Here is a 19,055-nt window from a genome sequence, read left to right as displayed (position 1 = left end):
TCTTCAGCAGGGAAGGCGCCGCTCTCGGCGCCTTCCTTTTGAGAACAGGAAGGAAATCATGAAAACGCTTCTCGCATCGCTGACCGTGGTGGCACTTTTGGGCGCCTTCCAGGTGTCCAACTGCTTCGCCGGGGCCTGGACCGCCAACAAGGGGGGCTTTTACGAAAAGGCCTCCTTCAACTTCTACTACGCCGACAAGAACTTCGACCGGGACGGCAACCGCAGGGATCTCTCGGATCGCGGCAAGTTCACCGACTACAACCTGAGCAACTACTTCGAGTACGGCCTGATCGACAGCCTCACTGTGCTTAACTCGATCTCCTACAAATGGCTGGAGAACGACAACGACCTGAGCCGCGCCACGGCGCACGGCATCGGCGACATCGATTTCGGCGCACGCTACCGCCTCTTCCAGAGCGACGCAGTCGGGGTGATCTCGACCCAGCTCCTGGTGAAGGTTCCCGGCGGCTACGACAGAAACGACCCGCTTCCCATGGGGAACGACCAGTACGACACCGAGCTCCGACTGCTCTACGGTCGCTCGCTCTACCCGAAGCTTCCCGGCTACGCGAATCTCGAGATCGGCTACCGCCTGCGCGCCGGCGACCCTTCCGACGAACTCCGCTACCTCGTGGAGATCGGTTTCGACCTGGGCAAGAACTTCTTCACCCGCGCGAAACTCGACGGTATCTACAGCATAAACAACGGGAGCAAGGTGGACGGTTCGGGCAACCCGACCACGACCAACAACTTCGACCTCGGCAAGCTCGATCTGACCCTGGGCTACCAGGTCACCCCGGCCATGGGCGTCGAGCTCGGCTACCGTCCCGACCTCTACGGCCAGAACACCGCGGCGGGCGCCAACTACTCCGTGGCGCTCTACTTCAAGACTCCGTAGGGGGACGCCATGGCGACGGGAAAAACGGCCGTCCGTCCGGGACTTGTGGAGCTGCTTGCCGAGACGAAGACCGGTTGCACCAACTGCGGTGTCTGTGTTGCGGATTGCGCCTTCCTGAAAAAAGAAGGCACGCCGGGACGGATCGCCGGCGCCTGTGATCCGGGCAACCCGGAATCGTTGCGCACCTCTTTCCAATGCAGCCTGTGCGGTCTTTGTTCGCAGCTTTGTCCCGAGCGCCTCGACCTCGACGGCATGTTCCTCGAGATGAGGCGCGAGGCCGTCGATCGCGGTTTCGGGCATTTCCGGGAGCACGCGCCGCTGCTTGCCTACGAGCGTGCGGGGACCTCCAGGCGCTTCAGCCTATACCGCCTGCCCGAGGGGTGCTCGACCGTTTTCTTCCCGGGATGCTCGCTTTCCGGAACCCGACCCGATGCCGTCAAAAGGACCTTTGCCGAGCTGGGTAAACTGGACCCGGCCACGGGGATCGTGTTCGACTGTTGTCTGAAGCCTTCGCACAGCCTGGGTCGCGAGCGATACGTGAACGCCATGTTCGACGAGATGGCTGGCTGGCTGCTGCGGCAAGGGGTCAAGGAGGTGCTGGTTGCCTGCCCGAACTGCCAGGTGATGTTCGATACGCTCGGCGGGGGGCTGCGGGTCTCTACCGTATGGGAAAGGCTCGCAGCATCGGGGATCCCGCTGGCACCCGCCTCGGGAACCGTGACGGTGCATGATCCGTGCGTGCTGCGCAAGGCGCCTGAAGTGCACCGGGCGGTGCGCGATCTGCTGCGGCGCCAGGGGGTGACGGTCGAGGAGATGCCCCACTCGGGAGAAAGCACCCTCTGCTGCGGCAAGGGGGGCGCGGTGGACATGCTCGATCCCGCACTGGCCGGCTCCTGGGGCGCGTTGCGCGAGCGCGAGGCGGCGGGAAGAAGAACCATCACCTACTGCGCGGGGTGCGTACAGGCCCTGGGTGAGCGCACCCCGACCAGTCACCTGGTCGACATGCTCTTCGCTCCGGACGAGACCATGGCCGGACGGAAAAAGGGTACCGGGGGGCTTTTGACCTACGCGAACCGCCTGCTGCTGAAGAAAAGCTTCAAAAAGAAAGAGGGGTTTATCGTGACAAGGGAACGTAACCATACGGCGGGGCAGGGGGAGCGCAGGAAGCGTCCCTGGCAGCCCATCGTCCTGATCCTACTCATCACCGCAGCCGTTGCGGGCATCCGGCTCTCGGGGGCGGGCGAATATCTCCAGCAGGACCACCTGCGGGGCCTGATCGCCTCCTACGGGACGCTGGCCCCTTTCATCTACGTCCTGATCTATTCCATCGCGCCGGTCCTGTTTCTCCCCGCGCTGCCGCTTACCCTCGTTGGCGGGATCGTGTTCGGCCCGTTCTGGGGCGTGGTCTACACTATCGTCGGAGCGACCATCGGCGCCTCGCTCGCCTTCCTGGTCGCCCGCTACGCGGCGCGCGACTGGGTGGCCTCAAGGCTCACGGGGCCTAAGTGGGCAAGGCTCGACAGCGAGGTGGCGCAGCATGGCTGGAAGGTGGTTGCCTTCACGCGTCTCATCCCGGCCTTTCCCTTCAACCTTTTGAACTACGCCTTCGGGCTAACGAAGATCCGCTTCGCACACTACGTGCTCACGAGCTTTCTCTGCATGCTGCCGGCGACGGTCGCCTTCATCGTCTTCTCCAGCTCGCTGCTGGAGCTTTTGAGCGGCCGGGTTTCCCCCGGGGCGCTGGCGGGGATCGGCCTCGTTTTGGCCGTCATCCTGGCGCCGGTGTACTACCGCCGACGCAAAGCGAGCGCGGGAGGTTTAGCGGCGACTGAATGAGGGATGCGATTAAAACAGCTTTGGTGATCCCGGCCAGGAACGAGGAGGCGGCGCTTCCCGGCGTGCTGGCGCGCTTGCCTGCGGGGATAGGTCGCGTCGTCGTGGTCGACAACGGCTCGACCGATAAGACGGCACAGGTGGCGGCATCTTTCGGTGCGTCGGTTGTGCACGAGTCGGTGCCGGGTTACGGCCGGGCCTGCCTCGCCGGGCTGGCCTTTTTGCGCGACGACCCGCCTGCCGTAGTCGCCTTCGTCGATGCGGACGGCAGCGACGACCTGTCGCTGTTCCCGCAGCTTATCGCCCCGGTCCTTGCCGGCGGGGCGGATTTCATGCTGGGGCGGCGCATTCCGGTGGAAGAGGGCGCTCTCAGTTTCCAGCAGCGCTTCGGCCACCTCCTCGCCACCTCGCTGATCCGGCTCTTCTGGGGATACCGTTACTGTGACCTCGGGCCGATGCGGGTGATCCGGTGGGATGCCCTGGAGAGGCTCGCCATGCAGGACGAGGCCTTCGGGTGGACCGTGGAGATGCAGGTAAGAGCGGTGCGCCACGGGCTCAGGATCGGCGAGCTGGACGTCCCGTACCGCAGGCGCAGCGCCGGGGTGTCGAAGATCAGCCGGACGGTAGGCGGCACCGTGAAGGCCGGGTGCACCATCCTCTGGGTGATCGCGCGCGAGCTTGTCTCGGAGTACGTGCAAAGGGTTGAACGTAAAGGCCTTTCCCGCGAGGGGGCGGTCACAGGAGAATAGATGATGTCCAAAATCATGCGATTGATACAGTCGGTGCGCCGTGTGCGCCTTTTGACCGCGGCTCTGGCACTGCTGCTCGTGCAGGTCTGCCTCCCTTTGTCTGCCGGCGCGGCGGATCTCGGGCTCATTGACGCGGCCCGTTTGAAGGCGGGCGCCGGCAGCTGGGTCGTTCTCGACGCCCGTCCCAAGGCGGAGTGGCTCGCCGGGCACATCCCCGGTGCGCTTTCCTTTTCCTGGGAGGATTACACCCGCACCGATGCCCGCGGCGTGAAGTACAGCTCGTTTCCCCCGAGCGAACTGGCGGCACTTCTTGGCGCCATGGGGATCAGCGAGCGCACGCCCCTGGTCATCTACGGTGACGCGGACAAGAGCTGGGGGGGCGAAGGGTACGATGCCTGGCTCTTCTCGTGGCTCGGGCACAAGGGGGCCGTCCGTCTCCTGAACGGCGGCATCCAGGCCTGGCGCGGCGCCGGACTCCCTCTCGTCGCGGGGGCGGAGCACCGGCAGGCGAAGAAGGTCCCTTATCTCGCCCAGGTGAAGCCTCAAACCGTGATCGGGACCGAAGAACTGCAGGGGCGAAAGGATGCCTACACCGTGGTGGACGTCCGTTCCACCTTCGAGTGGCTGAAGGGGAGGATCCCGGGCGCGGTGCATATCCCCTGGGAGGACTTTTACACCGGCAAGGAGCGCAGGCCGCTAAACCGGGCCGAGCTGCGGAAACTTCTGGACAAACACGATGTTGACCTGAGAAAACCGGTCGTGTATTACTGCCTGGGCGGCATCCGTTCCGGCTATGCCTGGACCGTGCACCAGTTGGCGGGGCTTCCCGAGGCTCGAAATTACAAGGGTGGATGGGAGGCGTGGGATAAGAGGGAAGTGCGCTAACGAAGCTTGGTGCCGTTCGCCGTATCCCTTCTTTTCTTTGCGTCTTGGCGTCTTTGCGTGAGGCTGTTTTGCGTTTTATGTTGTCGTTGACCAGACCGATGCTGCTGCCGGCAGCACTGCTGTTTCTTTTAGCCGGAACTGCCGCAGCCGTGTCGGGCGAGAAACGGCTCCTGCTTTTCGCCAAGAACCCGGCCACCTGGTCCATCGTCAAGGGGGGCGCCCAGGGGAAGCTTAGCTACCGCGAGTCGGGCGGCTCCTTCACCCTGACCGCGTCCGGTCTCGTCCCCCGCTCATCCTACGCGCTGGTGCGCTACCTGGAGGCCCCAGCCCGCGGTGAGGTCGTGGCGCGCGGCACAAGTGACGCCGAAGGCATGCTCGTGCTGCGGGGCAGCTGGCGCGTCTGGGTCGGCAAGTTCTGGGTGGTGTCGGGGGACGATGTGTCCGGTGCGCCCGGTGCCGCCGCCATCCCGAGGCGGTGGAGACCCGAGCGCTACCTTTTCGAGGAGAAGCCGCTCGGCGTTCCCTGCGCCTGCCCCGAACCCGAGGAACCCTGATGTCGTTGCTCCCCCCCATTTTCACCGTCCTGCATTTCTGCGCCTTGCTCGGCCTCTGCCTGTACGGCGCCCACCGGCTTTGGTTGCTGAAGTGCCTCTTTTTCGACGCTCCCGACGCAGCGACGCCCGTTCCACCCCCGTTCACGCCGGGAGAGGTTTTCCCCTTCGTCACCGTGCAGCTTCCCCTCTACAACGAGCGCTTCGTGGTGCGGCGTCTGATCGATGCCGCGGCCTCGCTGCAGTGGCCCACCGACCGGATCGAGATCCAGGTGCTTGATGATTCGAGCGACGACACGGCACTCATGGTTGACGAGCGGGTTAAATACTGGCGGGAGAGGGGAGTGGAGATCGTGGTGCTGCGGCGCGACCATCGCGCGGGGTACAAGGCCGGAGCCCTCGCTGAGGGGATGCGGCGGGCGCGGGGGGAATTCCTGGCCCTGTTCGATGCCGACTTCATCCCCCCTGCCGACTTTCTGCACCGCACCATCCCCTGGTTTCGCGACGGCGCTGTCGGCATGGTGCAGGCCCGCTGGGGCTTTTGCAACACCGAGCATTCCTGGTTCACCGGCGTGCAGGCCCTGCTGCTCGGCCCGCATTTCACCATCGAGCACCGGGTGCGCTACCTGAAGGGGCTCTTCTTCAACTTCAACGGGACTGCCGGGGTCTGGCGTAAAAGGGCCATCGAGGAGGCCGGCGGCTGGCAGTCGGACACCGTGACCGAGGACCTCGATTTGAGCTACCGGGCCCAGCTCGCCGGGTGGCGCTTCGTCTACCGGGAGGAATGCCCGGTCCCCTCCGAGCTTCCCGTAACGGTCGGCGCGCTGCGCAGTCAGCAGCAGCGCTGGGCCAAAGGGTCGATCCAGACGGCGCGGAAGATCCTGCCCCGTTTGCTTGCCTCGAAGCTTCCCCTCGCCGTCAAACTGGAGGCCGTTGCCCATCTGACCGCCAATTGCTACTGGCTCCTGGGCGTCGTGGTCATGCTGACCCTGTACCCGGCAGTCACCTTCCGCGTCGGCATCGGGCTGCATCAGATCCTGCGCATCGATCTCCCGCTTTTCCTCGGCACGAGCGGCGCCATAACGGGGTACTTTCTCTTTTACGCAGCCCGGAGCGGGAGGCTGAAGCTTGGGGAACTCTGCCTGCTCCCGGCGCTTGCTATCGGCCTCGCCCCGAGCATCTCGCTGTCGGTACTGAAGGGGATGGTCTCCTTCGGAGGCAGTTTCGAACGCACTCCTAAGTTCGGGGTGCGCGGGCGGGAACGGGTCCCGGGGCTCGCCTTTCTCTACCGTCAGCGCAGCCTCCCATACCTGGCGCTGAACGTGTTCCTGTTCTGCTACTCCCTGCTTCCGGTCGCGTTTGCCTGGGAACGCGGTGTCGTCGGCGCCATCCCGCTATTTCTCCTGTTCCCGATAGGTTTCGCGCTCGTGCTCATGAAGGACCTGGACGAACTGTTCATCTCCCGGCGGGCGAACTGACTGAGGGGTCCCCTGCCTGCCGGCTGCGCGACAGTAATCTTCCCATACCCCACGCCGTGACCGGCGCCAGGAACACCGCGGCGGTCACCCATCCGCTTTCGATCCACTCCCCCAAAATGAAATACGGAAGCTGCACCCGGTAGGTGAGCAGCACCGCCCAGCATAAGACCACTCCCGCCGGTCCGGCAGCGAAAGGAAGCAGGGTCGCGAGGATAAGGGCGTACCACGGCTGCAGTGTCGGGGTGGTGAGCAAAAGCGCCATGGCGACCGCATAGCAGGCGGCAAGCACGCGCCTCGCCTTCACGGGTGTAACCTGTCCGTCCTGGGCGTTCTCTGGGGCCTGCGCGGCGGCCGTGCGCCAGGTGGCTGCGGCGATGCATACGAGCAAAACAGCCACCAGAGCGAGCCGTGCAAGGCTGCCGGAACCGGTGGCGCTGCGCAGGGCGTTGAAGGCGAAACCGGAGAACTCCCAGTTCTTCCCGTAGGCCCCGAGGCTGTCCCATATCCTCACGAGGTCGGGCAGAAACGGGATCGATAGCAGCGTAGCTCCGTAGCAGAAACCGGCCGCGAAGTGCAGACGCCGGGGGCGCGGAACAAGCAGGAAGAGCACCGGCCCCAGTACCAGCGGGAAAAGCTTGATGAGGGCCGCCGCGGCGAAGACGGCACCGGAGCCGGCCGCGCCCGTTCTACTCCCGCCGTATCTGAAGAGCAACAAAACGGCCGCCAGAAAGAGTGCCATGCCGGCCCCGTCCACGTGTCCCGAGCCCGCGATCTCCAGTACCGGCAGCGGGTTCCAGGCGTACAGCACCGCCCGCCAGATCGGCAAACCCAGCTGTTGCAAAAGGAGGATCGTCATGGCGCAGAGGACGAGATCGATCAGTACCAGGAACGCCTTCAGCCCGGTTACCGTTCCACCGAGCGCCGTGCCCGCCGCGAAGACCAATTGCGCCGCGGGAGGGTAGATGGTGGTGTACTCCTTGTGGTTTATCGCCTGGTGGATCTGCCGCATTTCGGTCTGCGGCGTCATGGCGGCGGGAGCGGCGGCGTAGGGATTGATGCCGGAGAGGACGTTGTGGCCGTCCCATAGGTAGCGGTAGATATCGTCCGACAACTGCGCCGGTGCCGTAACGAACATGAGGCGCAGCAAAAGGGCGACCCCGAGGATGACCGCGGGTGACCAGGCGTATGGGCGGCTTTCTCCACGGTAAAGAACAAATGCCAGCAACATGGTTGCGGCAGCCGAGACACCTACCAGCAGCGGCACAGCAAGGCGCAGCTCAGGCTCAAGGGCCAGGACGAGGAACATTGCTGCCGTCAGCAGTGGGATGAGGATGGAGGCAAGAAACCTGCGGTGGGGTGCGGTCTGTTCGGAAGAAGTGTGAGGTGGCATGGCGGCGTCTGTCGATCCGTTGTGATTTTGGCGACGACGTTTATACCACGATTACGGTGCTTCAAGCTATCGCATACGTGGTCCAGCCGTCATGAATCATGCCTTTTTAGTCGGACAGTCCCCGAACCTCTCCTTGAAGCATGCGGGACAGATGCCGTGGCTGAACTGCGCCTCCGAGTGCTGCGAGATGTAGGACTCCATCTGCTGCCAGCTTTGCTCGTTGTTCTGCACCTGTTTGCAGTACATGCAGACGGGGATGATCCCCTCGAGCACCTTTATCTTCGAGAGGGCCTCTTCCAATTCCAGGTTCCGCTCGATCAGGGCGTCGCGGTGCATCTTTATCGTTCTGCGGCTGTGTACCAGCCTGAACAGGTTGTCGATGAGCGCGAAGAGAAGAATGACCGAGATGGTCGCCAGGATCTCCACCCTGAGGCTCCAGAGCAGGTTGGGGGGCTTGTTGATCACCATGCTCCCCTTGGGCAGCCTGGATTCCGGTATGCGGAAGCGCTGCATCTGCTTGTAGTCGAACATGTCCTTGTTGGGGCTCGGTGCGATGCTCGGCGTGGTCGCAACGGCGGCACCCTTGAGGACGCTGACCGCCATGACCGCCGCCGCGGCGCCGTGTTCGCGCAGGTTGATGAGGCGCCCGCCCACGATGCCGTTGCCGAGGCTGAATTCCCACCCACCGTAAATCGGCACCGGGCTCGCGTCGGAAACGATCCTCAAGGCGTCGTTGCTCGAGATGCGCTCCCCGTTCTTGTCTTCTACAAATGACGCGAAATAGACGATTACGCTGTCCGGCTCCACCTTTTTCACACGGGCGATGAGCTGGTCCATACGCAGCCCCGCCAGGTAGGAATAGCGGGCCTTGGTGGAGACTTTGGCGGCAGCCTGGCGGAACTCTTCTTCGTTCAGCCTTCCTGTCACCGACTGGTCGCTGATGGCGATGATCTCCTTCGTTTTCGGGTGCAGGCGGAAGACCAGGTCAAGCGTATCCTTGAAGCTCGGGCGTTCGTCGATGCCGATGATGTCGCGCTTTCCTTTGAGCCGGACGGGATCGAAGGAATTGGTGCCGCAAAAGACGACCGGTGTGGCCCCGAAGATGCTCTCGCGCTCTTTTTCCAGGATGTCGAAGGCGTAGTCGTCGGTGGAAAAGATGAGGTCGAAGTGCCGCCGCGCATATTTGAACCTGAGCAGGTCGATGATCTTGGCGTCGAAGGCGCTGCCGCTGTAATTCTTCGAATCCAGATACTCGGTCTGTATTTCCGTCTGGGGGAGGGATTTAAGCAGAGTCTCAGTGAACCCTTTGGCGATGTCGTCGGAGCCCCGGTATCCGGAATGGTAGGAATTGAGGATCAGGACCTTCTGACGTATCTTGACCTCGGCGGCGCCCGCGCGGGTGGCACCGGCCGGCACGAGTAGATGGATGATGGTGAGGAAGAACAGGAGCAGCCGGAGCATGCTTTTATCCATAATTCGTTTCTCCACCCGGCCTGGAGTTAGCCAGCCGGTGAGCAGAGGACGGTGCAACCCTCAAAGAGTTTTTCTTGATCACCTTTGACAGAAAGTCTTCGGTGCGAAGAGCGCATGTTCTTATGACGCATTTGTAAACAGTTTCGGCATAATGGCTCCAAGCTTGAGCGGCATGGCGTCATTCTCACGGGAAAAATGTTGTGGTTGAGGAGACCCGCTGCCGTGTCGATACTGTGACGATATCGGGAAATCCGGTACAATTGTGCTCTGGAACAACCCGGCATCAGCAGTCTCCTGAGAGAGTGGGGGGAGCCATGCGCGAACGCGATTACTATCGATATGAGGATGAGGACCCCTGGGAAGGCGTACAACTGACCAAGGAGGCGATAAGGGCGCGTGCCACCCTGATCCTCTACACGGCGCTCGTTACCGCCCCCTTCGTCGCGTTGGTCGCCTGCAGCGGCTTCGCGAGCGGTTTGAAGGGACACGAGGTGCTGGGGATCTCCTGCTACAACGCGATGATATCCACCATCTTTTTCTTCGACACCCTGAGAAACGCCGCCCACGACTGCTTCGACGAGGCACAGTCCGAAGGGTTCGTGACCTGCGTCGAAGGCATCCCGGTCATCGACCAAAACTACCCGCACCGCCGTCTGGCGCGGCTCTCCTTCGCCATCCGCGGCAGGATGCAGAAAAGGTCTTAGCCCCTAAGCCAGAGCAGTGCCACGACGAAGCACGAGGTGACCAGGGTCAGGACGATGGCGAATATGAAGGCGATGCGTATGACGAGGCTCTCCTCCCCGATCCTGTCGATGGCGGCGGCGGCGTTCTGCAGCTTCGCCGGGGAAACCACGCTGGCGAGTCCCCCCCCGAAGGCGAGCCCTGCCGTTATGATCAGCATCGCCTCGGTAGACATCTTGAGGTTGCGGGCCGTCGACATGGCGTACTTGGCGAACATGGCGATGGTGGACGCCTCGCTCCCGGTGATAAAGCCCCCGAAAAGCCCGATGAAGGCGACCACCTGCCCGTAAGCCCCCTGGAACAGTAGGGCCGACGCGTCCGCCAGGACGCGCACCATGCTAGGCGAGGCAAACTGGTGCGTGGCCATGTCGTACCCGGTCATGTTCATCACCTCGCCGATGGCAAAGAAGATGGCGGCGGCGAACACCGGGCGGGGCGCACGCTTCAGCCATACCGCGCCGGCCTCGCTCAACTGCTGCCCGGTGGGGCGCAGAAAGGGGAGTGCGAGGAGCGTGCTCGCGAGGATCCAGGTGTAGGCCTGCCAGAGGGCGCGGGTATCGATCGGCTTGCCGTCGGCGGAAAGCCCTGCGACCGGCAGCTTCAGGGTGCGGTACAGCAGGTCGAACATCTCCTTCGGGAGGTTAAGGGCGAGGATGAGGAGCACCAGCAAAAGCCACGGCATCACGGCGCGCCAGAGCGGAAAGGCGCGGCAAAAGGCGAGTTCGTCCTTGGTCAGCCGGCTCTGGTCCAGTACCGGATGCCCGGTGACGATCAGGTACAGCGCCATGGCGATGATCACGGCGATGCCGCAGATCACCCCGGTCAGCACCACGAGGTTGTCGTAGCGGTTGGTGAAGGAGGCGACCACGCCGATCACGCCGCCCGTTATGAGACAGGGGAGGAAGCCGCTTTTGATCCCTTCCCAGCGCCCGACCATCCAGAGCATGCAGAACCCGATCAGAGTGGACACCACCGGCAGGAAAAGGCAGAACACCATCCCCGCCTGGTGCAGGGTGATCTCCCCCTTACCTAAGAAACTGTTGGCGATGTCCACGAAGACGACGATGGGAGCGCCCAGGAGGGCGTAGGTGCAGAGGGAATCGTAACCGATGGCGGGGAGCGCCACCGCGACCGTGCTCGAGTACCCCATGGCGAGGAGAATCGGCGGGAGGATCGAGACTGGAGTCGCCCCGACCGCCACCATGAGCGTGCCGAAGCCTATGTTGATCATCATGATCTGCACCGCCCGGTTCTCGCTGGCGATGGTCTTTATGAAGATGGTGATGCGCTTGAGCGCGCCGGTCTTCTCCATCACCGCCATCTGCAGCAGGGACGTGGCGACGATGAGCGATACCGAGAAGGAGCGGATGAGTCCCGCCGCGGTGGAGCGCAGGATCACCTCGGCGGAGGTCTCAAAGCCGAGCCAGGCGACGAGCGAGATGACGATCCAGCCGGCGAGGCCGCTTATGTCGGCCGCCTTTCGCAATACCAGTAGAAGAACGAGGATGACGAGAATGGGAAGCAGGGTAAGCAGCAGCGGGGACATCGGTGAGGCTCCTTTCGGGAGTGACTTTGTACCGCATGCTTTATCCGGCACAAGCGCCCCATCATAAAGGAACCCGCCTCACGGTTCCAGAAATAAATGCTCATTTGCCGTCTCTTTCAAAGGAAGTGTTGTGGCTTTGGTGCCGTTGTGGCACAATCCGCGGCTTCCTCAGCCGAGGAGCACCATTCAAAGCAACAGGAGTACCCCTATGAACCTGGAATCGATCCCGCGCCGGGAGCTTCCCTCCATACTAAACCGCATGCCCAAGGCGGAACTGCACATACACATAGAGGGTTCGCTGGAGCCGGAGCTGATCTTCGAAATGGCACAGAGAAACGGCATCAAGCTCGATTACCCCTCCATCGAGGAGCTGCGTGCGGCCTACGCCTTCACCGACCTGCAGAGTTTCCTCGACATCTACTACGCGGGTGCCGGTGTACTGCAGACCGAAGAGGACTTCTTCGACATGGCCTGGAGCTACCTGAACCGCGCCAAGGCGGACCACGTGCTCCATGCCGAGATCTTCTTCGATCCGCAGACCCACACCTCGCGCGGCATCCCCTTTGCGACGGTGATAGGCGGACTGGACCGTGCTGTGCGTCGCGGACGGGAAGAGCTTGGCGTCTCCGCATCGCTGATCCTCTGCTTTCTGCGCCATCTAAGCGAAGAGGAGGCCTTCGCCGCCCTGGAGGAAGCGCTGCCGTACCGCGACCGCTTCATCGGCGTCGGGCTGGACAGCGGCGAGCGGGGCAACCCGCCCGAGAAGTTCGCACGGGTCTTCGCACGCTGCCGGGAACTGGGGCTGCACCTCGTCGCGCACGCAGGCGAAGAGGGGCCGGCCGACTACATCCGCGACGCCCTGGACATCCTGAAGGCGGAGCGCATCGACCACGGCGTGCGCTGCCTGGAGGATGCCGACCTCGTGGCCCGGCTGGCGCGTGAGAGGGTGCCGCTCACCGTCTGCCCGCTTTCCAACGTGAAGCTCGCCGTGTTCCACGAGATGCACGACCACAACCTGGGCAGGCTCCTTCAGGCCGGCATCGCCGCCACCGTCAACTCGGACGACCCCGCGTATTTCGGAGGCTATCTGAATGACAACTACGCGGCGACCTTCGCGGCCCTGCCGGAACTCGGCGCGCGCGAGGCGTACCAACTGGCGCGAAACAGTTTCGAGGCGTCTTTCGTTGCCGAAGAGGAGAAAAAGGGGTGGGTGGCGGCGCTCGACGAGTTCTTCGCCGCCGCGTGCGGGGAAAAGGCCTGAAATAAAGTGGCCACGGAGTATATCTGAGACTGCTTTTGCGCTCAGATAACACCCGTGGCCGCCTTTGTCACACGCTGCGTCTCGTCAAATATTGCGCAGTTTTGCGGTTTCTTCTTCCTTCCTCTCGATGCGGTCCTTCCTGCCGAGGGTGCGCATTAGGCTGTTGCAGGTCTGCACCAGTTTCTCAAGCTGACCATTCTCGCCGTAGACCTCGCTGTAAAAGATGTTCTCCATGATGTGCATGCGCCCGACGTTGCTGCTTGCCTTACGTAACTGCATGCCGATCGACCACTGCATGCGTTGCAGTTGCAGTGATTTCTCGGGGGTACTTGCCACGCAGGCCTTTTTCACGGCTTCGTCCGCCAGTTCATCGAACAGGGCGGGGTCCCTCTTGTATAGTTCCCGCAGTTCTCCCGGGGTGTAAGATGTGAACTCTCGTCTGGTACTCATGACACTCTCCTTCTTCCTTTCATTGCAATAAAAGCCATACTCAAACATCCGATTGAGTTTTTCTAATTGTTATTCAAATTACAAAAAAATGCCAGCAAAATGTATACGGCTGGAGGCTGAGACAATGCCCGCTTGCAATAAAAGTTTAAATTTCTTAACATTAATTGCAGGTAACGTAGGCCCGGAGTGATGCCCGGTCGTCATTCGGAAAGGAGGCTGTCATGCCGGAGAAAAATGAGAAAACGATAGGTGAACTAGTGTCGGAGCTCGGCGGGGAGTTGCGTGACCTGCTCCGGCAGGAACTTGGTCTTTTTGCGGCCGAGATGAAGGAGAAGGTGGTACATGCCGCCAAGGACGCGGCCGCCATCGTCGTGGGCGGAGTGCTTTTGTACACGGGGCTCCTGGTGTTGACGGCGGCCATCGTGCTGGGGCTCGCGACGATCATGCCGGCGTGGGGTGCGGCGCTATTGGTTGCGCTGGGCCTCTTGGCGATGGGAGCGGTGCTGGTTCTTAAGGGCGGAAAGGATGTGAAGGAGATGGATGCAAAGCCCACGCAGACGATGGGGGCTTTGAAGGAGACGGTAAAATGGGCCAAAACGTTAAGGTTCATGAGCAGCACGCATCGGCGGACGAGATTCGCGAGCAGATCCGGCATACGGAAGGCGATATAACCCGGACCGTGCACGACCTTGAGGAACGTCTTTCGCCGCATCACCTGAAGGCGCGCGGTGTACGCCGGGCGAAACTGTTGGCATGGAAAGGGATCGCAGGCGTATTGCAGTTGGCGCAGCGGACCTCGGTGCAGGCCTCGCTTATCGGCGCAGCCGCAGCGCTCGTGGCGCTTGGCAACAAGCGGGTACGCGACAGGGTCACCGCCGGCGTGGGGATGAAGAAAACGGTTGAAGTCCCTGTGAGGGGGAGCGCGGCCCGGGCAGCGGGAGCCGGAGCGCTGTGGCTCCTTCTGCGCAGGCTGAACGCGGGAAGGTCGACCGCCGTGGCAGCGCCGATATCGGGGTGGTCTCTTGCGGCAACCGCCCTCAAATCCTTCCTGAGCGGCAAACGGGCCTCGCAAAAGCACGGCACGCCGCGGGAAGGGAAAAAGCTTGCCTGGCGTGGTCTGGCGGCAAGCGTAGGCGCCGCCCTTGGGAGCTACTGGTACAACCACAAGGCCGGCAGAGTCTAGAACCAGCAAGGCTGGAAGGAGGACGTCATGAGAAGACACGGACACGCGAGCACCACGGCTGAGGTGGTGAGCTTTTCGGCCGGGGCACTGGTAGGGGCGGGGCTTGCCCTGCTTTACACCCCGAAAACGGGGCATGAGATGAGGGAAAAGGTATCCGACGTGACCGGCGATGCCATTTCTAAGATGAAAGGGCTGACTACCGAGGTGCAGGACAAGCTGAACCGGAACCTGCGCAAGGGGCGTGAGTACGCGGAGGAAAAGGTCTCGGAGCTATCGTCAAAAGTTGAGGAGTATCACTGATACCCGCCGCGGGGTGCAAGGCCCCCGCAAGAGGCTGCCCGGAAAGGGCAGCCTCTTTTTTTTGCGCCTCTCAAAGATGGTCGTCCCCGAAGCCTACGAACCACTGCCCTAGTCCCAGCGTCCCCCCTTCGCAAAGGTTCATCCGGTAATTCCCGGGATGGCGAAAAAGTGTGTCCACGAAGCGCCGCAGGTGACCTAGGGCTCCCCCCTTTGCGAAGGGGGGACGGGGGGGATTTGCCTTTAATTGCCAACCCTTCGCTCAAAGCAGGGTTGACGGCCGCGCCGCAGTATGACAAATTGCCTAAAAATTTTCCCATTCGAGAACCTGATGAACCAACCCATCCAAAAGATCGCCTTGATAGGCGCCGGAGCGCTCGGCGCCGTCTACGGCAGCCTCCTTTTTACCCTCGACCGTGACTCGGTCTTCTTCATCGCCGACGGATCCCGCCGCGAAAAGCTGGCGGCCGATGGGGTGGTCGTGAACGGGATACGTTTTCCCATCCCTGCGTTCACCCCGGAAGAGGCGCCCACCGCGGACCTTGTCATCGTGGCGGTGAAGCACCGGCAGCTCGACGAGGCGATCGCCGGCATCCGCCGCGTCGTCGGTGAGCGCACCGTCATCCTCTCGGTGATGAACGGCATCGACAGCGAAGAGCGTATCGCTGCGGTGTACGGCTGGGACAAGGTGCTGTATGCCCTGTCGCTCGGCATCGACGCCGTGCGCGAGGAAAACGCCGTCACATACCAGAATCTGGGGCGCATCCTCTTCGGCGAGCGTGACAACACGGAACAAAGTGAGCGGGTCCGCCTTGTCGGCGACCTCTTCCGGCGTTCCGGAATCAACTGCGAGGTGCCGCCGGACATGGTCCGCAGCCTCTGGTTCAAGTACATGATCAACGTGGGCGTGAACCAGGTATCCGCCGTCCTCGGCATGACCTACGGCGCCCTCAGGGAGTCCGCCCGCGCGCGGGAAATGATGGACGCCGCCATGCGCGAGGTGATCGCCGTCGCCGTGGCCAAAAAGGTGGATCTTTCCGAGTCCGACCTGGAGGAGTGGTACCGCGTACTTGGAACCCTGGGCGCTTCCGGGAAGACCTCGATGCTCCAGGATGTGGAAGCGGGACGTCCGACCGAGGTGGACATGCTGGCCGGGACCATGATCGCCATGGGCGAGCAGTATCGGATCCCGACGCCGGTGAACCGGGAGCTTTTCTCCGAACTGAAACGGATTGAAAACGAGAAGGAGAGGGGGGAGATGACGATTTCACGCACCGTGGACTTCATTCTCGAGCTTGACAAGCTGAAGAGCGTGACCCGCAAGAACCGTTCGAAGGGAAGTGACCGCTACGAGAACTCGGCCGAGCACAGCTGGCATATCGCCATGATGGCCTACTCGCTCCAGCCCTATGCCACGACTGTGCTGGACATGCACCGTGTTGTCGGTATGCTCCTCGTGCACGATGTGGGGGAGATCGATACCGGGGACACCATCGTCTATGCCACCGAGGGATGGGAAGAGCGTAAGGCCGCCGAACTGGAGGCGGTGCGGAGGATCTTCGGGATGGTGCAGGAACCGCAGCGCTCCTTTTTTCTGGCCCTCTGGCTCGAGTTCGAGGAAGCGGTGACCCCGGAGGCGCGTTTCGCCCATGCCGCCGACCGCGCCATTCCGGCTCTGCTCAACCTGGCGAACGAGGGGCAGAGCTGGCGCGAAAACGGCATCAGCTACCAACGTGTGATAGGACGTATAGGGCCTCCTATCGAGGCTGGCTGCCCGGCGCTGTGGGAGTACCTGCGGGGGCGCCTTGCCGAGGAAAACGAGAAGGGGTGGTTTGGGGAGGATAGATGAGGAAACTTGCAAGCTTTGCCGTTGCGCTCTTTTTAGTCGCCGTCACGGCTTCGGGCGTCGGCGCCGAACCGCTGGCGATAACCCCCTTTTACACCTTCAACCAGAATCCACTTGTACAGATCTACGGTCTGCCGGCCGCGGAGAACTCCGTCGTGCAGCCGGCGGGACGGGGGTGGGGGCTTCTGGCCTTCGACGTCGCGAACAGCGATGTCGACGACGAGAACGCACGGGAGCGCCTGCTTCTGGATGGGGAGAGCGAACGGACCACGCTCGCCTTTCGCTACGGCGTCGCAGAGAACCTGGAACTTGGTTTCGATCTTCCTGTGGTGGCCTACAACGGTGGGATCTTCGACGGCTTCATCAAGCAATGGCACCGGTTCTTCGGGCTGCCCCAGGGAAACCGCCTGATCTCGCCCGACGACCGGCTCCTTTTCCTGTACGAGCGTGACGGGGAGGAGCGGCTTCGTATGGAAAACGCCACCTTCCGCGTGGGCGACGTCCGGCTGAACGGCGCATGGCAGCTGTACCACGACCGTAGCGTTAATCCCCGCGCGCTTGCGCTGCGTGCCAGCGTGAAGCTTCCCACCGGAAGCAGCTCGAGGCTTACCGGCAGCGGCAGCACCGACCTGGCCCTTTGGCTTACCGGCAGCGATGACTACCAACTCCCGGGGAAATGGGGGCACGCGACCCTCTTCGGTGCGCTCGGCGGCATGGGGCTCACCGATGGGGATGTGTTGAAGGGACAGCAGGAGAACCTGGTCGGCTTCGGAACCGTCGGCGGAGGCTGGTCCCCGCGCGACTTCATCGCCTTCAAGGTGCAGTTTTCCGGGCACACCGCCTTCTACAAGGACAGCGACCTGAGCGAGCTTACCTCCCCCGCCGTGCAGCTTCTTTTCGGCGGCACCTACGCCTTCACCCCCTCGACCACGCTCGACATCGCCCTTTCCGAGGACATCATCGTCGGCGCCTCTCCGGACGTCGCCCTTCACCTCGGTCTGGGGCAGCGCTTCTAGGGCGAAGAAGCTGCTCTAAGCCTGCTGCTCGACCACTTCCTGGTCCGCCGTTGCCTGAACGGACATGATGCTTGGCAGGTTGCTTTCGATCCAGTCCGCCAGCGCTTCCACTTTCAGTCCGATGTCCCTTCCGAGCGGGGTCAGCGAGTATTCTACGTGAGGCGGCACCACGGGAAACGAGACGCGACAGACGAAGCCGTCCCTCTCCAGGTACTGAAGCGTCTGCGCAAGCATCTTTTCACTCACTCCTCCCACCTTGCGCCGCAGTTCACTGAATCGGTGCGTCCCTCCCATAAGGGCGACAAGTACTAGGACCCCCCACTGGCTGGTCACATGCTTCAGTATTTCACGCGAGGGACACTGCGTGGAGAACAGCTCTCCGCGGCGCATCTGCTCTGCCAGGCTAACGGTTTTCGACTCACTCATGACACTTACCTTTTTGTGCGTACTTACTTTTTGAAAGCGTTGTTGTTATGCTCCACCTGTAACATACATCGCATCCGGACATAAAGGAGTTAGTCACATGATCGTCATTACCGGAGCTACCGGACAGTTAGGTCGTCTCGTCATCGCATCGCTTATGAAGAGAGTGCCTGCCTCAAGCATCGTTGCCGCCGTACGGAATCCGGACAAGGCAAAAGATCTCGCCTCCCTGGGAGTGCAGGTCCGCCAGGCCGACTACAACGCTCCCGAGAGCTGGAAGGCGGCGCTTGCCGGAGCCGAAAAGGTCCTGCTCATCTCCTCGAGCGAGGTCGGGCAGCGCATCAACCAGCATCGCACCGTCATCGAAGCAGCCAGGGAAGCTGGCGTGAAACTTTTAGCCTACACAAGCCTGCTGCATGCCGACACCTCTCCCCTTGCCCTTGCCGCCGAGCACATTGCCACTGAAACCATGATCCGCGACTCCGGCGTACCGTTCGTGATGCTGCGCAACGGCTGGTACACCGAGAACTACGCCGCCGGTGTTCCTTCTGCGGTCGAGCATGGAACCTTCTACGGCTCCGCCGGTGACGGCCGGATCGCGTCGGCCGCCCGTGCAGATTACGCGGAAGCCGCCGTCGCCGTGCTCACCAGGGAAGGGGAGGGGGGGCAGGTCTATGAACTCGCCGGCGACACCGCCTACACCCTCTCGGAGTTCGCCGCCGAGGTTTCCAGGCAGTACGGCAAAGAGGTCAACTACGTCAACCTTCCCGAACTCGAGTACCAAAAGCTCCTCGTCTCCGTCGGGCTTCCCGAGCCTTTCGCCGCACTTTTGGCCGATTCCGACACTGGTGCCTCCAAGGGAGGCCTCTTCGACGAGGCTCATCAGTTGAGCGCCCTGATCGGCCGGCCGACCACCTCCCTCGCAGCGGTGATAGCCCAAGGCAAAAAAGGCGCCTGAAGTAGCTAAACCGTTTCGTTCCAAGTGCTAAAAAGCCCGCCGGGGACCCCCGGCGGGCTTTTTAGCGCTTTATTGTC

Annotated in this window: 19 protein-coding genes; 14 read left to right on the top strand and 5 right to left on the bottom strand. The window is 62.4% G+C overall.

The genetic code is table 11. The features are described 5' to 3' along the window. The first annotated feature begins 58 nt into the window (after nt 1-58). The 6 genes from E4633_RS17320 to E4633_RS17295 all read left to right on the top strand — a co-directional run bounded on the left by E4633_RS17320 (nt 59) and on the right by E4633_RS17295 (nt 6,394). Nucleotides 59-898, top strand: a complete 840-nt coding sequence (locus tag E4633_RS17320) for a hypothetical protein (protein ID WP_135872065.1) — start codon at nt 59-61, stop codon at nt 896-898. 9 nt (nt 899-907) lie between these two features. Then, entirely contained in the window at nt 908-2,734 is a 1,827-nt protein-coding gene (locus E4633_RS17315) for a VTT domain-containing protein (protein WP_135872063.1), read from the top strand. Then, entirely contained in the window at nt 2,731-3,480 is a 750-nt protein-coding gene (locus E4633_RS17310; RefSeq protein WP_135872061.1) for a glycosyltransferase family 2 protein, read from the top strand. The genes E4633_RS17315 and E4633_RS17310 overlap by 4 nt, the downstream gene beginning before the upstream one ends. A gap of 3 nt (nt 3,481-3,483) precedes the next feature. After that, nucleotides 3,484-4,365 carry a sulfurtransferase gene (locus E4633_RS17305; protein ID WP_162605022.1) on the top strand — a complete coding sequence of 294 codons (882 nt, stop codon included), beginning with the start codon at nt 3,484-3,486 and terminating at the stop codon, nt 4,363-4,365. A 68-nt stretch (nt 4,366-4,433) separates the two neighbouring features. Next, nucleotides 4,434-4,919 (top strand): hypothetical protein, encoded by a 486-nt coding sequence (locus E4633_RS17300; RefSeq protein ID WP_135872057.1) that lies wholly within the window; start codon nt 4,434-4,436, stop codon nt 4,917-4,919. Beyond that, nucleotides 4,919-6,394, top strand: coding sequence for a glycosyltransferase family 2 protein (locus tag E4633_RS17295; protein ID WP_246038197.1), 1,476 nt, complete (start codon nt 4,919-4,921; stop codon nt 6,392-6,394). Before E4633_RS17300 ends, E4633_RS17295 begins: the two co-directional genes overlap by 1 nt. On the opposite strand, the gene E4633_RS17290 is transcribed toward E4633_RS17295, so the two are convergent. Beyond that, a complete protein-coding gene (locus tag E4633_RS17290) occupies nt 6,372-7,784 on the bottom strand; it encodes a glycosyltransferase 87 family protein (RefSeq protein ID WP_135872055.1) in 1,413 nt (470 codons plus the stop codon). The two genes, E4633_RS17295 and E4633_RS17290, sit on opposite strands and share 23 nt — an antisense overlap. 96 nt (nt 7,785-7,880) lie before the next feature. Next, the gene (locus E4633_RS17285; RefSeq protein WP_135872053.1) at nt 7,881-9,257 is read right to left on the bottom strand and encodes an ABC transporter substrate-binding protein; all 1,377 of its coding nucleotides are present in this window, start codon (nt 9,255-9,257) and stop codon (nt 7,881-7,883) included. Nucleotides 9,258-9,571: 314 nt separating this feature from the next. Between E4633_RS17285 and E4633_RS17280 the strand changes: the two genes are divergently transcribed. After that, nucleotides 9,572-9,961 (top strand): hypothetical protein, encoded by a 390-nt coding sequence (locus E4633_RS17280; RefSeq protein ID WP_135872051.1) that lies wholly within the window; start codon nt 9,572-9,574, stop codon nt 9,959-9,961. Here the strand turns inward: E4633_RS17280 and E4633_RS17275 are convergent. Beyond that, entirely contained in the window at nt 9,958-11,544 is a 1,587-nt protein-coding gene (locus E4633_RS17275) for an L-lactate permease (protein ID WP_135872050.1), read from the bottom strand. The two genes, E4633_RS17280 and E4633_RS17275, sit on opposite strands and share 4 nt — an antisense overlap. A gap of 208 nt (nt 11,545-11,752) precedes the next feature. Between E4633_RS17275 and E4633_RS17270 the strand changes: the two genes are divergently transcribed. Then, complete coding sequence (locus tag E4633_RS17270; protein ID WP_135872048.1) at nt 11,753-12,805, top strand: adenosine deaminase; 1,053 nt, start codon at nt 11,753-11,755, stop codon at nt 12,803-12,805. Between the two features lie 84 nt (nt 12,806-12,889). Here E4633_RS17270 and E4633_RS17265 read toward each other — a convergent pair whose 3' ends face one another. Continuing rightward, nucleotides 12,890-13,255: a DUF3135 domain-containing protein gene (locus E4633_RS17265; protein ID WP_135872046.1), complete on the bottom strand. Its 366-nt coding sequence runs from the start codon at nt 13,253-13,255 to the stop codon at nt 12,890-12,892. A gap of 221 nt (nt 13,256-13,476) precedes the next feature. Between E4633_RS17265 and E4633_RS17260 the strand changes: the two genes are divergently transcribed. The 5 genes from E4633_RS17260 (at nt 13,477) to E4633_RS17235 (ending at nt 17,597) form a co-directional block, all read left to right on the top strand. Further along, entirely contained in the window at nt 13,477-13,926 is a 450-nt protein-coding gene (locus E4633_RS17260; protein WP_135872044.1) for a phage holin family protein, read from the top strand. Beyond that, a complete protein-coding gene (locus E4633_RS17255; RefSeq protein ID WP_135872042.1) occupies nt 13,842-14,438 on the top strand; it encodes a DUF3618 domain-containing protein in 597 nt (198 codons plus the stop codon). The genes E4633_RS17260 and E4633_RS17255 overlap by 85 nt, the downstream gene beginning before the upstream one ends. Before the next feature lie 27 nt (nt 14,439-14,465). Next, nucleotides 14,466-14,738 (top strand): YtxH domain-containing protein, encoded by a 273-nt coding sequence (locus tag E4633_RS17250; RefSeq protein WP_135872040.1) that lies wholly within the window; start codon nt 14,466-14,468, stop codon nt 14,736-14,738. Nucleotides 14,739-15,066: 328 nt separating this feature from the next. Beyond that, entirely contained in the window at nt 15,067-16,584 is a 1,518-nt protein-coding gene (locus tag E4633_RS21025) for a 2-dehydropantoate 2-reductase (protein WP_246038196.1), read from the top strand. Next, entirely contained in the window at nt 16,581-17,597 is a 1,017-nt protein-coding gene (locus E4633_RS17235; RefSeq protein WP_135872038.1) for a DUF3187 family protein, read from the top strand. The genes E4633_RS21025 and E4633_RS17235 overlap by 4 nt, the downstream gene beginning before the upstream one ends. 15 nt (nt 17,598-17,612) lie before the next feature. Here the strand turns inward: E4633_RS17235 and E4633_RS17230 are convergent, their stop codons facing one another. Further along, nucleotides 17,613-18,023, bottom strand: coding sequence for a winged helix-turn-helix transcriptional regulator (locus tag E4633_RS17230; protein WP_135872036.1), 411 nt, complete (start codon nt 18,021-18,023; stop codon nt 17,613-17,615). 97 nt (nt 18,024-18,120) lie between these two features. On the opposite strand from E4633_RS17230, the gene E4633_RS17225 reads away from it, so the two are divergent. Continuing rightward, on the top strand, nt 18,121-18,978 hold the full coding sequence (locus E4633_RS17225; protein WP_135872034.1) for an SDR family oxidoreductase: 858 nt from the start codon (nt 18,121-18,123) through the stop codon (nt 18,976-18,978). The last annotated feature ends 77 nt before the right edge of the window (nt 18,979-19,055 follow it).

It is taken from the genome of Geomonas terrae (genome assembly GCF_004791675.1).
In the GTDB taxonomy this organism is placed as follows: Bacteria; Desulfobacterota; Desulfuromonadia; order Geobacterales; family Geobacteraceae; genus Geomonas; species Geomonas edaphica.
This window is presented reverse-complemented; position numbering and strand designations above follow the sequence as displayed.

What these genes read in the sequence shown, in the direction of transcription:
- E4633_RS17265 (WP_135872046.1), bottom strand. Translation starts at nt 13,255, where the DNA reads ATGAGTACCAGACGAGAGTTCACATCTTACACCCCGGGAGAACTGCGG.
- E4633_RS17280 (WP_135872051.1), top strand. Translation starts at nt 9,572, where the DNA reads ATGCGCGAACGCGATTACTATCGATATGAGGATGAGGACCCCTGGGAA.
- E4633_RS17255 (WP_135872042.1), top strand. Translation starts at nt 13,842, where the DNA reads ATGGGCCAAAACGTTAAGGTTCATGAGCAGCACGCATCGGCGGACGAG.
- E4633_RS21025 (WP_246038196.1), top strand. Translation starts at nt 15,067, where the DNA reads ATGAACCAACCCATCCAAAAGATCGCCTTGATAGGCGCCGGAGCGCTC.
- E4633_RS17250 (WP_135872040.1), top strand. Translation starts at nt 14,466, where the DNA reads ATGAGAAGACACGGACACGCGAGCACCACGGCTGAGGTGGTGAGCTTT.
- E4633_RS17285 (WP_135872053.1), bottom strand. Translation starts at nt 9,257, where the DNA reads ATGGATAAAAGCATGCTCCGGCTGCTCCTGTTCTTCCTCACCATCATC.
- E4633_RS17305 (WP_162605022.1), top strand. Translation starts at nt 3,484, where the DNA reads ATGTCCAAAATCATGCGATTGATACAGTCGGTGCGCCGTGTGCGCCTT.
- E4633_RS17260 (WP_135872044.1), top strand. Translation starts at nt 13,477, where the DNA reads ATGCCGGAGAAAAATGAGAAAACGATAGGTGAACTAGTGTCGGAGCTC.
- E4633_RS17295 (WP_246038197.1), top strand. Translation starts at nt 4,919, where the DNA reads ATGTCGTTGCTCCCCCCCATTTTCACCGTCCTGCATTTCTGCGCCTTG.
- E4633_RS17310 (WP_135872061.1), top strand. Translation starts at nt 2,731, where the DNA reads ATGAGGGATGCGATTAAAACAGCTTTGGTGATCCCGGCCAGGAACGAG.
- E4633_RS17290 (WP_135872055.1), bottom strand. Translation starts at nt 7,784, where the DNA reads ATGCCACCTCACACTTCTTCCGAACAGACCGCACCCCACCGCAGGTTT.
- E4633_RS17270 (WP_135872048.1), top strand. Translation starts at nt 11,753, where the DNA reads ATGAACCTGGAATCGATCCCGCGCCGGGAGCTTCCCTCCATACTAAAC.
- E4633_RS17230 (WP_135872036.1), bottom strand. Translation starts at nt 18,023, where the DNA reads ATGAGTGAGTCGAAAACCGTTAGCCTGGCAGAGCAGATGCGCCGCGGA.
- E4633_RS17225 (WP_135872034.1), top strand. Translation starts at nt 18,121, where the DNA reads ATGATCGTCATTACCGGAGCTACCGGACAGTTAGGTCGTCTCGTCATC.
- E4633_RS17235 (WP_135872038.1), top strand. Translation starts at nt 16,581, where the DNA reads ATGAGGAAACTTGCAAGCTTTGCCGTTGCGCTCTTTTTAGTCGCCGTC.
- E4633_RS17315 (WP_135872063.1), top strand. Translation starts at nt 908, where the DNA reads ATGGCGACGGGAAAAACGGCCGTCCGTCCGGGACTTGTGGAGCTGCTT.
- E4633_RS17320 (WP_135872065.1), top strand. Translation starts at nt 59, where the DNA reads ATGAAAACGCTTCTCGCATCGCTGACCGTGGTGGCACTTTTGGGCGCC.
- E4633_RS17275 (WP_135872050.1), bottom strand. Translation starts at nt 11,544, where the DNA reads ATGTCCCCGCTGCTGCTTACCCTGCTTCCCATTCTCGTCATCCTCGTT.